Genomic DNA, 17,602 nt, shown 5'->3' on the forward strand with positions numbered 1-17,602 from the left:
CGTCCGGTTGTTGTAAGGTTACTGGCAGGCGTAGCTCACGCCGTTTGCAGCATCGATCTGACGGATCACAGACCAGAATTCCTTGTAGTTCATCGGAAGGAACTGACCTTCGTTAGACTTGGAGAATTCCTCTTCCAGCGACGTGCCTTCCCATGGGAAGTTGATGAAGGCATCGCGGATCTGCGCCTGCAGTTCGGGCTTGAGATTGTGTGCCGTGCCGTAGCCCGTCGTCGGGAACGTCTGCGACTTGTAGATCGATATAATCTGATCTTCGGTCACGACCTCACGCTCGGTCATCCGGTGCAGAACGGAGTTCGCGATCGAGGCAGCAGGATAATCCTTGTTTGCCACACCGAGGATCGAGTTGTCGTGCTTGCCCGAGAAAACCGGCTCGAAATCGCGCTCTGCCACCATCTCGTATTCGGACATCAGGATCGCCGACGGCGCCTTGAAACCCGAGTTCGAGGTCGGCGAAGTGAAGGCCAGCTGACCGCCTTTGATGTCCTCAACCTTGTCGATCCCGCTGCCCGGATAGGTGATGATTTCCATCTCATACCCGAAGCTGCCATCAGTCGCCGCCATCAGGGCGAAAGGACGGAAGCCCGCGCAGTTCACCGCCAGCGGATTGGATCCGGTGTTAAACCCGGCCACGTGCAGACGCCCGGACCGCATCGCCTCGATCTGGGCTGCGTTGCTCTGGACCGGGAAGAACACAACGTCCTTACCGGTGACCTCGGACAGGTGATCAATGAAATCTGACCAGGCTGCAGCATATACAGCCGGGTCTTCTACCGGTGTATAGGCGAATACCAGCGTATCAGGGTCCACCAGATCAGCCGGATCTGTCGGGATGTCTGCAACAAGATCGCCGTCCGCATCACAATAGCGGCTGTCCAGATCGCCTCTTGGGCAGTCTTCTGCACTTGCTGTTGTTCCCATCGCCATCAGCGCAACTGCCGACGCGCCAAGCATCATTCTGAGTTTCAGTTCCATCTTTTCCTCCCTGGATGATTTTCTAATCTGTTTTCCGTTCACCCGTATCTGCGACACGGATATCAACGTCACCGGACGCAAGCGCGGCCAGAAGCCCGCCAGCGGGTCGCTGATCGGTGAACACCGTGTCCAGACCGTCCATTGGTGCCACATGCGCGAGCCCGGTCAAGCCGAATTTATTTGAGTCGATCAGAAGCTGCCCCGTGCCGGCCCGGCGCAGCATTTCGCGTTTCACGGCGGCGAACCCCGGCACGGTCTCCGACACACCCTCAACCGACAATCCGGAAGCACCGATCATGCACCGGTCCACCCGGAACCCGCGCAGAAACTCGAGTGTTTCAGTTCCTGTGACAGCGCTTTCCTCTGGCTGATATTCCCCCGGGCACAGCATCACATCAGCTTCAGCATGGCCAAGTGTCATAGCAACTGGCAGTGAATTGGTGATGACAGTGCAGGATGTACCCCGGTAGGCCAACGCCCGGGCCAGTCCAATGGTCGTCGACCCTGAATCGATCATCAGTGTTTCGCCATCGCGCACTGTGGAGGCCGCGAGGGCCGCAATTCTTTCGCGTTCGTCCACCCGGGCGGATGTGCGTTCACTCAGACTGGGGTAATGCCCCTGCAGCGGAGCGGTTGCGCCGCCATGCGCCCGGTCGATCAGCCCGTCTTCGGATAGCGCATCCAGATCGCGGCGCAGCGTCTCCGGGGACACACTGAACTGCCGCGCGAGCGCACTGATCCGCACATGCGGCCGCAATTTCAGCTCCAGCAGAATCTGCCGACGCCGCTCCGGCTTCTTCAGTCTGCCGGTCACCGGGCCGGACCCGCTGCTCGTACTGACGATGTCCGTCAAATGATTCACTCCCCCTCAGGCGAGGTTGTGGCCTTTTGCAGGTTTTGGCAAATATTTTGTTGCAAACACCTCGTTTTAACCTGACCAGGCCCCTCACGGGTCTGAGCTGCAGGCGGGGGCCATCACCGCAAAGCAGTGCGCCGGATTTTGGTGTGCGCACGCATTCCGACAGAAAAAGTCAGAATTTCCCCACATAAAGCTTAGTATTTTACTCAGAAAGGGTTGAACTGCCGCCAGAATACTGTAGTTGACGAAAACAGTAAGACTTTCACTGATCCGGAGATACCGATGAAAACCAAAACTTCTGTATTGGCTCTGACCGTTGCGGTTATCGCAACCAGCGCTGCAGCCGAAGGCGAACTGAACCTCTATTCTTCGCGTCACTACGACACCGATGAGCGCCTCTATTCGGACTTCACCGACCTGACAGGCATCACCATCAACCGGATCGAAGGTAAGGCAGACGAACTCATCGAGCGCATGAAGGCAGAGGGTGCCAATTCACCCGCAGACATTCTGCTGACAGTAGATACGTCACGCCTGGAGCGCGCCAAGGAAGCCGGTATTCTGCAATCCATCGACAGCCCCCTGCTGGAAGGTCGTATCCCGGCCAGCCTGCAGGATGAGGACAACCAGTGGTTTGGCTTCAGCCAGCGCGCACGCATCATTTTCTACAACAAAGACACAGTCACGGCACCGCCCACAACATATGTCGCCCTCGCGGATCCGGCCTATAAAGGACAGGTCTGCCACCGGTCTTCCTCGAACGTATACTCGCAGACACTGCTGTCCGCAGTGATCGAAAACCATGGTGCTGAAGCCGCAAAAAACTGGGCGCAGGGCGTCGTTGAAAACTTTGCGCGCGACCCGCAGGGCGGCGACACGGATCAGCTGCGCGGCCTGGTCTCCGGCGAATGCGACATCTCGATCTCCAATACCTATTACTTTGCGCGCGCGATCCGCAAAGACGTCAGCGGCCTGTCCGCTGATGAACGTGCCAACATCGGATGGGTCTTTCCGTCGCAGAATGGCGAAGGCGCGCACATGAACCTTTCCGGCGCCGGCGTGGCAGCGAACGCGCCCAACAGGGAAAACGCGGTTAAGTTCATGGAATATCTCGCCAGCGATCAGGCACAGCAGTATTTCTCGGCCGGCAACGATGAATACCCGGCCGTGCCAGGTGTGGCGATCAGCCCGTCTGTGGCCCAACTCGGTATGTTCCGGCCGGATGACGTCGATCTGTCCGCAGTTGCAAAAAACGTACCAGCGGCTCAGCAGATCTTTAACGAGGTCGGTTGGAAGTAATACCGGAGCTATCCGAAGACCCGGGCGCGGCGCACAGCCGCGCCTTTTCTTTTTCCATCGAAGGAATAGCCGACGAGACACACGACAACATGGCCACACTGGAAAATAGGAACCGACGTACGATCGAAGGCTTCAAAAGTCCGGAAAAATGAACCGGACCCAGAAGAAATAACGTTCAGTCCAGAGTGAGAACTGCAATTATTTCCGTGTAGTGTATGGTCCCGGGGGCGGAATCGAACCACCGACACGAGGATTTTCAACTCATAGAGAGTCTGTTGAATCTAAACGATAAATTCTGAGGGGCTGGGGGTAACGAGGATAAATGATCCACGGATATACCCCCCAAAACATTTACTTAGGATTCCAAGGAGTTATCCCCACCCAAACGAGACAATTTCGAGACAACGCGGTATATTGATACCGTATGAAAATCCAAATCAAGTTCAAAGACCCGGACATGCTCCATGAGTGCATCAGCGAGGGCGTACGCGATTATCCGGTAGTCGGCTTGTCTGATGATGAAGCAGAGGCCGTCATGGAGAAGCGCGAAGAGAAGGTTGGTAAATTGTGCTCCGAATGGTTTGAGTTCGGCGAGTATCTCACGGTCGAAGTAGACACCGAAACTGAGAGTATTCGTGTCGTTCCCGTTAGTGAGCTGGAGGACTAGATTCACCCCTTGCTGCGAGACAAAAACGAGACAACGGCCATTTGTCCGTTTTGTCGTTTTAAGGAAACTGTTTATTTTCAAGTGTTTAAGTGGTGCCCGGGGGCGGAATCGAACCACCGACACGAGGATTTTCAAACCGAAGCTTATTGATAAGGCTCAACAGGTTAGTCACGAAAAATCTGTCAAACCCACCACGGCGCATCAAGCACTTAGCGGCGAATTGTCAAACCTTGCCCCTGAGGCCTTCCAATGAGCTGGCGCGTGGCAAACGCTTGTGCCGAGCGGAAGTTTGGGAGTGCGACGCGCAAGCAGATCATCATGTTTTTGGCGGACAAGGCCTCTGATGATGGGTCGGGCATCTGGTGTTCGAAGGGCACGATCCAGCGGCATACGGAGCTGGGAGAGACCACCGTTAAGCGGACCGTGCGCGAGTTCTTGAAAGAAGGCATCCTCGTCGAGACCGGCGCGAGGACTTGCAAGAACGGTTTCACCGTTGTGTACCGGATCGATCTGGCCGGGGTCGAGGCGCTTGAACTGACCGCCGAGCCCGAGATCGAGACGGGGGCCACTGTGGACCCCGTCCAGACTGGACCCGGAACGGGGGCCACAGTGGCCGGGGTACCGGGGCCACCACGGCCCCCAAACCATCCTAAAACCATCCATAAACCACCTACGCGCGAGCGCGAGGCGGCGGAGGATGAAGAGGCTGAGAAGATTTTGGCCTCCTATCCGCCCGACCGTTTGCGCGGGAAGGCTGAGTGCCTCAGCCGGATAAGGGAGGCTTTGGACGCTGGAACAGAGGTCGAGGACCTGTTCCAGGCCGTGAGGGCCTACGCGACCGAGAGCGCGGGCTTCACCCGCTCGAAAGTCTGTTTCTCGGATAACTGGTTCAGGTCGGGACGGTGGCGCGCCTATGTCGAAGACATCGCCAAGGGCCGAGATGAAGCGAAGGCGAAGGAAGCCCAGATGCTCACAGGCTTGGCTAATTGGGTCACGGACAAGCATCCCCTTTGCCGCCATATCACACCCGGCCAGATCGATGCGCTCTTGGCCGCTGAGTTGGTGACGCAGGCGCAAATCACGGCGGCAGGCCTCAGAACATGACCAGCACCGATCCCACCGAAGAGCAAACAGCAAGGCGACCCATGTCATACGCTGGCGCTGCTGACACGGGACCTTGCGAGGGGCGGCAAGCCTCCCCTTCGAACCCCACCGGCGCGGGAAAAGCCCGCACCAAAGAGCCGCTGACCGAGACCTTCGTCTTCCGGTGCACAGCGTCCGAGAAGGCCCAGCTGCGCGCCAAGGCCGAGGCGGCTGGCTTGCCTGCCTCGACGCTTCTGCGCGAGGCGCTTGGCCTCACCGAAGCGCGTCGCCGCAAGCCCATCCCCCGCGTCGATCCGGCGCTGGTGCTGGCCGTCGGGCGCATCGGCGGCAACCTCAACCAGATCGCCCGCTGGCTGAACTTCGCCATGAAGGTCGGGCGCACCGACCTCGACACGCTCGCCGTCGCGCGCCGCCTTGTGGTGATCGAGCGCCAGCTCGCCGTGCTCCTGGATGAGGCGCGGCGGTGCTGATCAAGTTCTTCCCCAACGGCAAAGGCGCGGGCACGGGGCCGGTTGGCTACCTCGTGGCCGAAAGCGTGCTGGCCTATGACGGCAACCGCGATCTCCTCCGCGATGCCGACGGCCAGCCCGTGACCGTCACTCGTGATCCTCTGCCCGAGGTCCTGCGCGGTAATCCTGAGCGCACCGAAGCCCTGATCGATGCCAGCCGCCACCAGTGGACCTACCGCGCTGGCGTCATCAGCTTTGCTGACATCGACGACCCAACCGACGATCAGCAGGCCGAGGTCATGGACGGGTTCGAGCGGCTGGCCTTCGCGGGGCTGGACCCCGAGCAATATGAGGTGCTCTGGGTCCGCCATCGCCACGAAGGCCGGGTCGAGCTGCACTTCTGCACGCCGCGCCCGGAACTGACGACGGGCAAGAGCCTCAACATCGCTCCGCCGGGATACCAAGACGCCTATGACAGTCTGCGGGACGTGATGAACCAGCGTCACGGTTGGGCCGATCCGATGGATGTGGAGCGCGCGCAGGAGGTCCGAGACACCATCGAGGCCCCGACCCGTGCGCAAGGCCGGGACGAGCTACACGCATGGATACAGGACCAGATCGATATGGGCCTGATCACCGACCGCGCCACGATGATCGACGCCCTCACCGACGCAGGCTTCGACCTGCCGCGCATCAGCAAGGCCTACATCACCGCCCGCGACCCCGACACCGGCGAGCGTTGGCGGCTGAAAGGAGAGATTTTCCATGCAAACTGGCAAGCCGACCCGGCTGAGCGAGAAACTGAACGCGGAGCTCGACACGATCAGGGCCGAACACGTCGCCTCGATCTCATCCCAGCTCAAGAGCTTCAGGATCGATTTGAAGAACATTGTGGGCGCCGCGCAGCATACCATCGTGAGCGATACGCGCCGCTTTCAGACCGAGACGGCGAGCATCTTCGAAACGCGGCTGAGGTCGATCCGCCTCTGGCTGACGATCTCGCCCTGGCTGATCGCGGCGATGGTGCTGACGGGGATCGCCTCGATGATGGCCGCGAGCTTTTTCTGGACGGAACACCTGACGCGCTCAGAGCTGACGGAGATGGGCCTGACACGGATCGAGCGGCCCGAAGGGACATGGCTGATCCTGGACCCGTCGAAGACGCGGCTCAGGACCTGCAGGATGGGCGAGAGGCCCGTCACCTGCATTCGGATCGAGGAGGATTAGATGACCCAACTGACAGCCTTGGAACGCGACTTGCTCGCCTGCGTCGAGCGGTTGGTGACGGCCTCAGAGGCCTCCGCGAAGGATTTGACCGCCTTGGAGACACGCTCGACCGGCAGGATCGAGAGGGAACTGGCTGGCTTGAAAGACTGCGTGGCCTTGCTCATTCGTTCGCAGGCCGCATCCATGAAGGCCTTGAACGGATTGCTGAACGACGAGGCGAGCTACAAGACGCTGAACGAGAGCTTGCAGCAGAGCTTGACCTTAGCGAAAGCCGCCGCCGAGAGATTGAGGGACAGCTAGATAGCCAGGACGCGCATGCGGAGCGGGGGTTGCGGCATTAGACTCGCTGGGCCCCAATCGAACATCGCTTGACTGCAAAGTTCAGTTCAGATGCCGAGCTTGCGGACAAACATATCCTCTAAGAAGCTCTGGACAAGAACCGAAGTATCTCCAATCTCTTCACAGGCCCAAATTTCCTCTGGACCAAAGCGGCCTTTGCGCTTTTCCGTTGTTGCTGTGTAAAGGTGCATTTTGTCGTTGATGTAAAGAAGCTCGCGGAGTCGAATTTCGTCGTCCGTGAACTGATCAAAATTATATCTGACATTGGCCTGTGGTTCGCCGCCCGTTAGGCACAGCGAAACAGCTCCATATAGGTCATCCCTATCGTGGACGTCCTCAGGTCTGAAGTTGTGGCGCTTGAAGAAGAAGATCGTTCGATAAAACGCTTCTCCTTCAGAGAACCAAGTTTGCTTGAGAAACCAAGTATTCGTTGATTTTCCCGTTTCGCTGATTTCTCGCCATTTTCTGAAGTCTATGGCATCAAACTTTTCAGAGCGCACATGAAGAATGTCTGAGCTGGAGTTCAATTCTTCGCAAGTTGCCGCCAGTTGGTCTGAAAAGTTCTGCATTCTCTGTTTCCAGACAACGTATTGCTTGTGCAGGCCCCCGGTTTTTTTGTCGCTAGCTCTCCTCGCCAGCGTCTCGATGAATTGGCCCCGAGATTGAACTTCTTCCAGAATAGATGTCACGCGAGATAAGATCGCCAGTTCGAACTCACAGATCATCTGGCAGAGTGGATTCCAATCACCGCTGTCAGCTTTCTCAAGCGCATCATAGTAGTCATCTCTTCGAGATGAAGGAATTCCTGTTGGATAAAGGTCACTGGATAGTAGCGAGTAATCTTGAAGCAGACGACCGGTGCGGCCATTCCCATCTTCAAACGGATGGATTCTGGTAAACGTGGCATGAAGCCAGGCAGCGCGCAGAATCGGATGAAGCGCCTCCGTTTCGCCGTAGAGCGACGTCATTTCCCGCACGAGGGGTTCGATGTCGGCAGGTGGTGGTGGCTGAAAAGAAGCGCCGGTGATCTCCACCTCGGTTTCACGAAATTTGCCCGCACTCGGCAGAATCTCTTTCTGAAGTATCTTGTTTGTCTCTCGAATAGCACTTGGTGTCAGTGGGTGATTTTCCTCCGTGAGGCCAAAAATGAACTCGTCTGCCTTCAGAGCATTGTAAATTTCCGCTTCGGCTTTGGAGCTATTTTCGGAGAGTGTCATTGCATCCATCATCAGCAGAGTCTGCCTTCTGGAAACGGAGATACCCTCCATGTTCAGACTCGCGGTAATCCTGTCTGGCAAAAACTCGGTACTAAGCCGGGAGTTGACCTCTTGACTAAACGGGCGCTTCTTTGCCAGATCGCTTGCGACACTTGAAACTTCATCAAAGAGGTTCTGTGTTTCGGGGGCCAATTCTGCGGTTCGTGGATCCAAAACTTCCAAAATTTTCCCCTTTTTGAAAAAGCATCTTGCGCTTGAGATCAACACAAACTCAAGCCAAGTTCCATCCCTGATGGAAATCGCTCCATAGGCGTCGCTGAACTGGCAATCGCCGCAAAGAACCGCGAAAAGCGATCAATATCAGATACACCGATCTATCGTTATGCCCGCGCTAAGTCGTAATTCGTTTGCAAGCTAACCCAGTAAGCTGGGGTCGTGTTGAACAAGCGGGCAAGGCGGTACGCTGTATCAGGTGTGATCCCCGTCGTGCCCTTGATCAGCCGCTCGATCCGCGTCCGAGGCACGCCCAGACGCCGCGCAAACGCGATGGCCCCCATCTCCAGAGGATCAAGGTAAAGCTCTTTGAGGACTTCACCGGGATGCATTGGGTCTTCAAGCAAGCTCATCGCCGAATACTCTCTCAGGCCGCGCCAGTTCGGGGTTCTGCGTTCATCTCATCAGCGTAGATGAATTGCTTGGCATCGGCGCGCACTTCCAGCGTCGCCCCGTCAATCGCGCCAACGGCAAGGCCTGCGTTCACCCGCCGCGCCGGTTTACCCGCACTAAGCCACTTTCCCGCTTTGCCCACTGCGAAGCGCCCTTTGCGCGCTCCAGCTCCCTTGCCTTCCGCAGCGTCCATGATGACCACAGCGACCTCTTCCATCCGGAACAGCCCGCCCTGGCTGGCCGGGGGCATCTTGCGCTTTTGCAGCGACTGGCGCGTCACGTCCAACCGCTTGGCAACATCGGCCAAGCTGACGAGGTCAGGCCGCACTTCCCGCAAAACCGAGCCTTCCGGCAATTGCTTTTTGATCGCACGCGCCGCATCGAGGATCGCATCTTCCGCACGATCACTCGCTGCTTCCAGCGCAACGCCAAGCACGCCAGGCACACCAGTGCCGACGATGGCATCCTCGAAGCCAGCCTCGAAGACCGCGTCCATCAGATGGAACGCTTCATGTTCACCCTCTGGAAGGGCGAAGATCAGTTCAAACTCGATTTCTGCCATATTATTCGTCCTCTTGCGCGCCTTCGTTCGTGTTATCGAGTTTCGTGCAACCAAGCGCCCGACTTCTCAATTGCCGCGCAAAGCGGCCAGGATTTTGAGGCGTCGACCAGACACCCATCTGACAAAACTCACCGCACCTACAGTCAGGATCGTTGTTCGGACACCGGATCAGGCCCCAAGCATGACCGCGCCCGGAACGCAAAGTGACCGTCCAACCCAAGGCCTCCAGCTCACGCAGAACGGCTTCGATCTCCTTGGACTTGTGCGACTTTCTAGGCATTAAATAGGTCTCTTTCTTTAAGTTGTCAACTGACAACTTTATTGCTTCGAGTCGATTGAGGGGCTACCCCAACAAAATCGAAACGTTCACAAGCCTTCAACTTGCATTCCATTTTCGGCCAACCACTCTTTACGGGCCCTCCAATCAGGGAGATGTTGCTCAACCTTGATCCAGAATTTCGCCGAATGATCGGAATGATGGGCATGTGCCAGTTCATGGATGATGATGTATTGCGCGATCCTCGGCGGCAAAAGCGCAGCCTTCCAGTGAAAGGAAACCCTCCCCTCTGATCCGAACGAACCCCACCGGAAGCCTAGGTCCTGGACTTTGACTTCATTGATGTTCACATCCATGCGGTTTGAATGCTGAAGGGTTTGCTTCTCGAACCAGGCCTGCGCCTTGCGAATATACCAGGAAATAAAGACTTCCCGGCCTCTATGGACCGAGGCCGTTCGAAGACAGAAGCGTCCATTCTTCAATGTCAGATCGACAAGCTGACGGTCGACCAAGCGAAGGCGATAACTTTTACCAAGATACAGGAACCCCTCGCCATCGACGAACTCCTTAACAGGGGCCCTTCGCTGAAGCCGCGCCTTTTCCTCTAACTTGGTATGCACCCAAAGCAGTTTCTCCTTAACGAACTCGACCAGTTCACTTTCTGTTGCGTCCGGCGGCGCAAGAATTACAAGTTCACCCGACCTCTCCACGGTAATTTGGAGGGTCTTTCTTCTATCGCTTCGTCGTATGTTGAACGACAGGCCATCTACGTCCAAATGCTGGTCGAAAAAACGGACTGAGCGGCCCCCGGTTCGAATGGGTGAAAGCGGGAGGTTTGGCATCAGAATCCCCTCAAGGCTTCGTCATTGGCCTTGGCTTGCTGCATCAAATGCTCCGACAACCGCTCTGCATCCAAAACACCAAGCCCCTCGATCTTTGCATCAACCAGTTTTTCGAAGATTTCAGATCGCAGATTTTCTTGATCAGCCATCTTGAATGTGCTCCAGATTGAGCGATTGGCAACAACCTCTTCGACAATGCGATCCACGATTTCCTGGGTCACACGATGGAGAGCCTGAAGATGTTGTGCCGGAGTGTTTTCGTCCGCTCCCGCCTCTTCTAGAACGGTGCGAAGGAAGGGGACATAAATCTCCGGTATATCGAATTCAGTTTCGCCAGTTGATTGGGACTCTGACCGGAGCTCATCAATAATCGCTTGAAGCTGCTCGATGATTTCATCCCACTGATGGCCAAAGCCATCTAAAATCTGATTAAGGCGCTCGGACATCTTCTTGAACCGAACAGGGTCAGTTTCGAGCTTCTTGCGGATATGTGAACGGATCGCGTGTTCCATCTCCGAAGCTTTGGCGCGCGCACCGCTTGCTTGCCCAACCTGGTCTTCAAACTCGGCATCCGTAAGTTGAACGGGAGGTATCTTGGGATCGATACCCAACGAGATCACATGGTCATCAATCAGCTTTCGGACCTTAGCACCCACATCTGAACCTATGACGGCGACATCGCGGAACCTGTTCCGCGCGCGCGCCTGGATATAGGCAAGGCGCTTTGCATCCTTCACAAATGGCAGACCCTCGGGTCTTGGAAGCACGATTTCCAAGGATTTGAGGAAGTCCTTCAGCTTCACCGTGAACTCAGCCCTAACCTTTTCCGTGGCCAAAACCTGAAGGCACTTCTCATCGTCAGACAAGTCATCTAGGCCCTCCCGCCGGAAAATGTCGACGACCCGAATGTGCCGATCTCGCAGAATGGGAATTTGGTCGGTGAGGCTGACCAGCGCCCCGTCAATGTCTTCATCCGAATATGCGGAAAGGGCCGACTTCAGGTGATGGGCAACGCCGAAATAGTCCACGACGATCCCGCAGGTCTTGCCAAAACCGGTTCGATTTACACGGGCAATGGCCTGCAACAGCTCGGCTTCACGGATCGATCGGTCAAGGTACATCACGCCTTCGATGGGCGCATCGAAGCCCGTCAAAAGCATTGATTTCACGATCAGAAACGCGAGGGGGTCCGACTTGGTAGGGTCCTTGTGAAACAGAGGTTTCTTGAACCGTTTGATCCGCATTTCCTGCGCTGAGCCTTCGGTCCACTGCTTCCAGCTGGCATCATCATTGTTGCCGCCGGACATAATCGCCGCAAACTCAATCTTCTCCAGCGTATCGCGGTATCGCCAAGCCTGGACCAACGCCTGCAGCTTTGCCGGTCTGATGCAAAGCTCTTCGTCGTCCAACGACTTGTCACGATCCGGCAGAGCCGCCGCTTCGGCCAAAAGCTCATCACGCGCCTCCAGAAAGGCCGCATGATACCGGACCACCGCTGTGCGGCTGTAGGCAACAACTTGTGCCTTGTACCCGTTCGGCAAAAGGTTGGTCACGTAGTGCCGCAGCATATCGCGGGCCTTTTCCCCGATCAGCTCCTTGGCCTCCAGGATGTTGCCCTTGGTCGCGTATTTCTTGCGGATCGCTTCCAGTTCCTCATCCGACCGGCCGCGAAACATATCCTCGAACAAGCCGTCCAGGGTGGCCCCATCCTTCACCGCACCCTCAGCGGTGCGACCCTCGTAGAGCACCGGCACAGTCGCCCCATCGGCCTCGGCTTCTTTGATCGTATACTGGTCGATGAAATCGCCAAAAATCTCGGTGGAGCGTTTCTTCTCTCCCATGATGATTGGCGTACCGGTAAAGCCGATCCGCGCGCAGTTCGGCAGCGCTGCCAGCAGGTTGGCATGCAGATCACCCGCTTGCGTGCGGTGCGCCTCATCCACCACGACCAGGATCGTGTCATCCTCGTTCAGCACGTCAAAGGCCGGGCCCTTCGTGACTTCGGCCACGTCCTCATCTGTGCGGTATTTCTGGATCGTGGCAAAGACCAAACCCGGCCCTTTCCGGCGGGCGAGCCGCTTCAAAGAACTGTTGCTTGTCGCCAGTTCCACCACATCACCGGACATCGTCGCCGTTTCAGACAGTTGCCGTTGCAGGTCTTTGCGGTCGGTGACCATGATCACCTTGAACTTTCGCAGGTCCAAGTCCGTCCGCATCTTGCGGATCATGAAGACCATGGTCAGGCTCTTACCGGAGCCTTGCGTATGCCAAACAATACCACCGCGCCGATCATATTCACCGTCTTGCAACCGCGTCTTGCCGGTCCGCAGACGCTCCAAAGCGCGGTTCACGGCGCGGTATTGCTGATACCGGCAGACGGTTTTGATGGTCTGGCCGCCCACATTCATGAACAGCAGGTAGTGCCGCAGGATATCCAGCAGATGCGCGGGGCGCAGCATGCCTGCGATCATGCGTTCTTGCTCGGACAGGCGTGTCTTGCCAAGCGCCGCAGCCACCTCATCCTCGGAGCCTTTGCCATCCGGCCCCACGACCGTCTTCCACTGCCCGTAATACTCCAGCCCCGCACCGATGCAGCCCACGCGCGCCTCGTCAAAGCTGGTGGCGATCAGAAGCTGGACCGAGGCGAACAGCGCAGGCGTGCCTTCGTTCTCGTCCACCTCCAGCGCGGCCTTGCGGGCGTTGTGATAGCGGCGCAGTTGCTTGACCGCTTCGGCCAGCGGTTCCGGGATGCCGGGGCTTTTCGCCTCGACCACCACCACGGGGATACCGTTCACCAGCATCACCACATCGGGGATGATGAAACCCTTGCCCACGTCATGGCCGGGCGGGCAATCGACGCGGAACTGGTTGGACACGGTGAAGCTGTTCGCCGCTACATCGTCCCAGGCGATGTAGCGGATGGTCTGGCCGCGCCCGCCGTCCCAGCCGGGCAGGCCCTCGACCGTCAGGCCCTTGAGCAGCAGGTCTGTGACCGCCTGATTGGCCTCCATCAGCCCGCGTTGGCCGTGGCGGGTGAGCGCGCTGACAGCTTCGGACAGGCGCGCCTCGTCGAGCCAGGGTTTGCCATCGGGGCCGGGGTTGATGGCGCGCAGGCACTCGCGCAGCGTGGCCTCTGCGATGACCTCCTTGAAACTGTTGCGCCTGGTCAGGGCGGGGTCGTCCATATTGCCGGTTTGCGCTTGCCAGCCCATGGCAACACATTGGTCGATGAAGGGCTGTTCCACATCGTCGAATTCATGCCCCATGTGCAGCCTCCCCCTCGAGCAGAGGCGTGACGGGCACCCGCCCGGTGAGCAGGTCGTCCATCAGTCCTGATTTTTGAAGGCGGAGTTTTTCAAAGCTGGTTTGCTCCTCGCGCAATCGGCGAGAGAGCTCTAAAAGAATGACTGCAATCGCTTCTTGTTCGTCCCGTGGCGGCACAGGAAGCAAAGTCGAGCGTATTGTCTCACTGCGGATCGCCGACATGGTTCCGCCTTGTTGGTCTTTCGAGAAGTGCCGCAGTACCCAATCCGAATAGTTCACCTGCAACATTGCCAGGTAGGGCGAATACTTCGCCTGATCTAGTGAGATCGTCCAAGTGTGCTTTGACGATAGCGCTCTACCAACATCAAGCGGAACGAGACAGCAACGTCCCACGGTTCCCATGATTGTAATCATCAGATCATCGGGCCGCACTGCATAGCGTTGCAATTGCAAGAATTTACCGGGTGTGACGAAGCGTTTGAAATTCCGGTCAAAGCGTTCGACAAATACGTTGTCGATACCAAGAAACGGCACTCCCTCTTCAACCAGTTCATCTTTCAAAAGTGCGCTACCAAACGGCCCCGACCGCATTGCCGGATCGACAGAAGCCAGCATGTCTTGAATTTCAGAGACCTCCCACTCCTTCGGGAGCCAGCCGAGTGGGGTTTCTTTGTAGAGGTGGGGGGCCTCGGTGTGTGGGGGGCGGAGGTCTCCGTTTGCGTCGATGCCGCGGGTCAGAAGGTCATGCAGCAGCCCCTGCTTCATCGCCTTCAGCTTCGCCACCACCGCCTCCGTCCCCCGGATCGCCGCATCCAACGTATCCAGCACCTCGGCGATTTTGGATTGTTGGGTTGCAACAAAAGCTGGAGACGGAACAGCACGGACGTCTTTCGTCGACAGGTGTCGAACAGTGGTTTGTGGGGTCTTTCGATGAATGTCCTCAATATGCGGCTGCAAGAACCAATAGAGAAAGCGTTGGTCGACCTCCGAAGAGATCGAGGTGACCTTACAGACCCTCTGATTCAGAAGCGCATCACCTCCAGACCATCGGGACACCAGGAAATCGCCGTCCATCCCGATGAGGACGTCACCGTTCGCCAGCAAGTAGGCGGGATCAAATTTTCCTCGAAAGTTAACTTCCGTTTGGCCTGAAGCGATGTCGCGGATGCGAACTAGCGGCAGACCGTCCTCTGTGGTGAAGCCAGAAGACGGAAAAGCGAAACCGTTGAGCACCTCAACCTTCTGACCAAGAAGTTCGGCTTCACACATAGCCCAACCCCTTCAAGAACCCGGCCAGCTTCTCCGTCGCCTCTGCCCGTGCGCCCTCGATCTCGGTAAGGGTCACGCGATACTTGTCCCACCAGTTCTCGAACGCCGCCACGATCTGGCCGCGCTGTGCGGCGATGTAGCGGGTCAGGATTTTCTGCATGTCATCATGGAGGATTTTCAGCAGCAGCTCTGCCGCCTCCTCGGATGACAGCCCGTCAACGCCTGCGTTGATCTCATCCGTGAACTGCGCCTGCTTGGCTTTCAGGGTCTTCTTGACCTCGCTCAGTTCCTTCTTCCAGCGCTTGATCTGCGCCTCGTCCACCGGTTCGGCCTCGTCCTCTTCTTCCTCGTCCTCCTCGGGCTTGGCCGTCGCCGCCTTGATCTGCGCATCCAGTTCCGCCTTGCGCGCCTCAAGCTCGGCAATCTCGCGCACGAAGTCGCCCATGAGGAAGGCGACCAGCTTGTGATCCAGCGGGTTTTCCTTGTTCCCCTTATCCTCCAGCGCAGTGACGATAGAGGTGCGCCAGGCATCGACCACACCCTTGGTGTCGCGCGCCATGAGGGTCAGGAAGTCAAACCGCGACTGGTTCCAGAACTGCGCGATGATGCCCCGCACGGTAAACGGGTCGAGCATGGCAAGGCTTTCGAGCGTTTCGGAAAAGCTGGAGAGCAGTTCATCGCGCAGCGTGATGAGCGCGGCGGGGTCTTCGGCCCCGGAGAGGGATTTGATGCTGTCCCGATGCGCGTCCCACCATGCGTTGAAGCTGGCCTTGATCTGCGCTTCGCGGGCGACGAGACCCGTATTGGTTTCGATGGCGGGCTTGAGGTCTGACTTGGTGGTCAGGCCTGCGGCGAAGTCGAGATAGTTTTCATCGCGCGGCGTCAGCAGGTCCATCGGGTTCAGCCCGTGGGATTGGAACAGGTCCGCCTTGGCCTCAACCTCTGCCTTCGGGATTCCGCCGACAAGGTGCGCGCGCACGTCATGCGGTTCCGGCGGCGGGGCGTTGTCGGCATAGCGGCGGATGTTGAGGTTGAAGTCATTCTCGCGCAGCGTGTCGATGTCGACGATGGCCGAGAAGCCGGGGATTGCGCGGTATTCCTCAAACGTGGTGACGATCTTTTCGATGTGTTCCGGCAGCAGGTGGTTCTGCGCGCGCCCTTCGAAATATTCGCGGTCGGCGTTGATGAAGAGCACCTTGCCCTGCCGTTCGGCTGGCTTGCCGGAGACGAGGTTCGCGCCATGGTGCACCCGCTGGCGCAGGACGATCACGCAAGCCGGAATGCCGGTGCCGTAGAAGAGCTGCGGGCCGAGGCCGATCACCGCCTCGACCTGATCGCTTTCGATGATTTTCTGGCGGATTTTACCTTCGTCTCCGCCCCGGAACAGAACGCCGTGCGGCATCACCGTCGCGATCATGCCGCCGTCACGGCTGACGGCCAGCATGTGCTGGAGGAACATGAGGTCAGCCTTCTTGGAGCCAAGCGGCACCTCATGGAAGAAGCGTTCCCTGAACTTGGGCTGCCACGTGTATTCGCCAGAGCGATCCTTGTCCTTGGAGCCCCAGTTGATCGAGAACGGCGGGTTTGTGAGGATCCGATCAAAGCGGCGCAGTTCGCCATCCTCGACGTGTTGCGGTTCGCCCAAGGTGTCCTCGTTCCGCAGGTCCGCGCTGTTGATGCCATGGAGCAGCATGTTCATCTTCGCGATGGACCAAACAGTGCCTGCGGCTTCCTGCCCGAAAAGGTTAGCCCTGCGCCCGTCCTGGCCATGTTCGTCGATGTAATCCTTGGCCGCGATGAGCATACCGCCGGACCCGCAGCAGGGGTCATAGATGTCGTGTTCGAGCGTTGGTTTGAGCAACCGCACCATCATGCGCACCACGGAACGCGGGGTATAGAACTCGCCGCCTTTTTTGCCGGCGGAATCCGCGAACTCACCAATCAGGTATTCGTATGCTGCGCCCAGAAGGTCAGGGAATTCAAAGTCTTCGTTGCGCAGACGGATTTCACCGAAGTGATTGATGAGTTGGCGCAGCTTCTGGTCGCTGATCTTGCTTTGGCCAACTTTACGGGTGAAGTCGATGTGGTCGAGGACACCTTCGAGCGCGATGTTTTCGGACTCGACGCCACCCAGGGCTTTGTTGAGTTTGTCGCCGATGTTCTCGTGCGCTTCGTCAACCAGGTGACCAAAGCGCGATTGCGGCGGAACCCAGAACGTGCCGCTGCGCCCGTACCAAACCTTGTTCTCCGCTTCTTCCGCGGCCTGCTCCGGGGCCACACCGCTCGCGATACGTTTTTGCACCACTTCCAAGCGGGCCTGTTCGAACACGTCCGAACAGCGCTTCAGGAAGAGCATCCCGAAAATGTACTCTTTGAATTCCGAGGCATCCATCTTGCCGCGAAGGATATCTGCAGCGCTAAAAAGGTGACGCTCCAATTGGGCGAGTGTCAGTGGCATCTACTGGAATTCCTAAGTTGGAGCGCGCTCAGAGCGTGCAAATGTACAAATTACGCTAGCGTACGCCGCAGGACGGGCCGCAGAAGTGTGAATGCGAGGGGCCTTAATGC

14 protein-coding genes are annotated in these 17,602 nt (G+C 57.7%); 5 read left to right on the forward strand and 9 right to left on the reverse strand.

Annotated elements, in window-relative coordinates; genetic code table 11:
* Positions 1-18 precede the first annotated feature (18 nt).
* Both phnD and ACZ1HA_RS11550 read right to left on the reverse strand, forming a co-directional pair.
* Positions 19-993 carry a phosphate/phosphite/phosphonate ABC transporter substrate-binding protein gene (gene phnD, locus ACZ1HA_RS11545; RefSeq protein ID WP_436398949.1) on the reverse strand — a complete coding sequence of 325 codons (975 nt, stop codon included), beginning with the start codon at positions 991-993 and terminating at the stop codon, positions 19-21.
* A 22-nt stretch (positions 994-1,015) separates the two neighbouring features.
* Positions 1,016-1,846: a DeoR/GlpR family DNA-binding transcription regulator gene (locus tag ACZ1HA_RS11550; protein ID WP_472713976.1), complete on the reverse strand. Its 831-nt coding sequence runs from the start codon at positions 1,844-1,846 to the stop codon at positions 1,016-1,018.
* A gap of 288 nt (positions 1,847-2,134) precedes the next feature.
* On the opposite strand from ACZ1HA_RS11550, the gene ACZ1HA_RS11555 reads away from it, so the two are divergent.
* From ACZ1HA_RS11555 to ACZ1HA_RS11575, 5 genes are all read left to right on the forward strand, one after another.
* Positions 2,135-3,151 (forward strand): extracellular solute-binding protein, encoded by a 1,017-nt coding sequence (locus ACZ1HA_RS11555; protein WP_472713977.1) that lies wholly within the window; start codon positions 2,135-2,137, stop codon positions 3,149-3,151.
* Between the two features lie 424 nt (positions 3,152-3,575).
* Positions 3,576-3,818, forward strand: a complete 243-nt coding sequence (locus ACZ1HA_RS11560) for a hypothetical protein (RefSeq protein ID WP_472713978.1) — start codon at positions 3,576-3,578, stop codon at positions 3,816-3,818.
* 249 nt (positions 3,819-4,067) lie between these two features.
* Positions 4,068-4,922 (forward strand): hypothetical protein, encoded by an 855-nt coding sequence (locus tag ACZ1HA_RS11565; protein WP_472713979.1) that lies wholly within the window; start codon positions 4,068-4,070, stop codon positions 4,920-4,922.
* Positions 4,919-5,392: a plasmid mobilization protein gene (locus ACZ1HA_RS11570; protein ID WP_340244767.1), complete on the forward strand. Its 474-nt coding sequence runs from the start codon at positions 4,919-4,921 to the stop codon at positions 5,390-5,392. The genes ACZ1HA_RS11565 and ACZ1HA_RS11570 overlap by 4 nt, the downstream gene beginning before the upstream one ends.
* On the forward strand, positions 5,386-6,939 hold the full coding sequence (locus ACZ1HA_RS11575; RefSeq protein WP_472713980.1) for a relaxase family protein: 1,554 nt from the start codon (positions 5,386-5,388) through the stop codon (positions 6,937-6,939). Before ACZ1HA_RS11570 ends, ACZ1HA_RS11575 begins: the two co-directional genes overlap by 7 nt.
* 45 nt (positions 6,940-6,984) lie before the next feature.
* On the opposite strand, the gene ACZ1HA_RS11580 is transcribed toward ACZ1HA_RS11575, so the two are convergent.
* The 7 genes from ACZ1HA_RS11580 to ACZ1HA_RS11610 form a co-directional block, all read right to left on the reverse strand.
* The gene (locus ACZ1HA_RS11580) at positions 6,985-8,376 is read right to left on the reverse strand and encodes a Fic family protein (protein ID WP_162930169.1); all 1,392 of its coding nucleotides are present in this window, start codon (positions 8,374-8,376) and stop codon (positions 6,985-6,987) included.
* A 158-nt stretch (positions 8,377-8,534) separates the two neighbouring features.
* A complete protein-coding gene (locus ACZ1HA_RS11585; RefSeq protein WP_122075573.1) occupies positions 8,535-8,780 on the reverse strand; it encodes a HigA family addiction module antitoxin in 246 nt (81 codons plus the stop codon).
* A 14-nt stretch (positions 8,781-8,794) separates the two neighbouring features.
* Positions 8,795-9,382, reverse strand: coding sequence for a hypothetical protein (locus tag ACZ1HA_RS11590; RefSeq protein ID WP_340244760.1), 588 nt, complete (start codon positions 9,380-9,382; stop codon positions 8,795-8,797).
* Between the two features lie 366 nt (positions 9,383-9,748).
* A complete protein-coding gene (locus ACZ1HA_RS11595; RefSeq protein ID WP_122075569.1) occupies positions 9,749-10,501 on the reverse strand; it encodes a M48 family metallopeptidase in 753 nt (250 codons plus the stop codon).
* Positions 10,501-13,767, reverse strand: coding sequence for a type I restriction endonuclease subunit R (locus tag ACZ1HA_RS11600; protein ID WP_340244756.1), 3,267 nt, complete (start codon positions 13,765-13,767; stop codon positions 10,501-10,503). The genes ACZ1HA_RS11595 and ACZ1HA_RS11600 overlap by 1 nt, the downstream gene beginning before the upstream one ends.
* Positions 13,757-15,034 carry a restriction endonuclease subunit S gene (locus ACZ1HA_RS11605; RefSeq protein ID WP_340244754.1) on the reverse strand — a complete coding sequence of 426 codons (1,278 nt, stop codon included), beginning with the start codon at positions 15,032-15,034 and terminating at the stop codon, positions 13,757-13,759. Before ACZ1HA_RS11605 ends, ACZ1HA_RS11600 begins: the two co-directional genes overlap by 11 nt.
* Entirely contained in the window at positions 15,027-17,492 is a 2,466-nt protein-coding gene (locus ACZ1HA_RS11610; RefSeq protein WP_340244752.1) for a type I restriction-modification system subunit M, read from the reverse strand. The genes ACZ1HA_RS11605 and ACZ1HA_RS11610 overlap by 8 nt, the downstream gene beginning before the upstream one ends.
* Positions 17,493-17,602: the final 110 nt, after the last annotated feature.

The sequence above is a fragment of the Roseobacter sp. S87 genome, assembly GCF_055693285.1.

Excerpts from the sequence above, each read along its gene's own strand:
- phnD (WP_436398949.1), bottom strand. The coding sequence starts at position 993 with ATGGAACTGAAACTCAGAATGATGCTTGGCGCGTCGGCAGTTGCGCTG.
- ACZ1HA_RS11555 (WP_472713977.1), top strand. The coding sequence starts at position 2,135 with ATGAAAACCAAAACTTCTGTATTGGCTCTGACCGTTGCGGTTATCGCA.
- ACZ1HA_RS11595 (WP_122075569.1), bottom strand. The coding sequence starts at position 10,501 with ATGCCAAACCTCCCGCTTTCACCCATTCGAACCGGGGGCCGCTCAGTC.
- ACZ1HA_RS11570 (WP_340244767.1), top strand. The coding sequence starts at position 4,919 with ATGACCAGCACCGATCCCACCGAAGAGCAAACAGCAAGGCGACCCATG.
- ACZ1HA_RS11600 (WP_340244756.1), bottom strand. The coding sequence starts at position 13,767 with ATGGGGCATGAATTCGACGATGTGGAACAGCCCTTCATCGACCAATGT.
- ACZ1HA_RS11610 (WP_340244752.1), bottom strand. The coding sequence starts at position 17,492 with ATGCCACTGACACTCGCCCAATTGGAGCGTCACCTTTTTAGCGCTGCA.
- ACZ1HA_RS11590 (WP_340244760.1), bottom strand. The coding sequence starts at position 9,382 with ATGGCAGAAATCGAGTTTGAACTGATCTTCGCCCTTCCAGAGGGTGAA.
- ACZ1HA_RS11560 (WP_472713978.1), top strand. The coding sequence starts at position 3,576 with ATGAAAATCCAAATCAAGTTCAAAGACCCGGACATGCTCCATGAGTGC.
- ACZ1HA_RS11565 (WP_472713979.1), top strand. The coding sequence starts at position 4,068 with ATGAGCTGGCGCGTGGCAAACGCTTGTGCCGAGCGGAAGTTTGGGAGT.
- ACZ1HA_RS11585 (WP_122075573.1), bottom strand. The coding sequence starts at position 8,780 with ATGAGCTTGCTTGAAGACCCAATGCATCCCGGTGAAGTCCTCAAAGAG.
- ACZ1HA_RS11605 (WP_340244754.1), bottom strand. The coding sequence starts at position 15,034 with ATGTGTGAAGCCGAACTTCTTGGTCAGAAGGTTGAGGTGCTCAACGGT.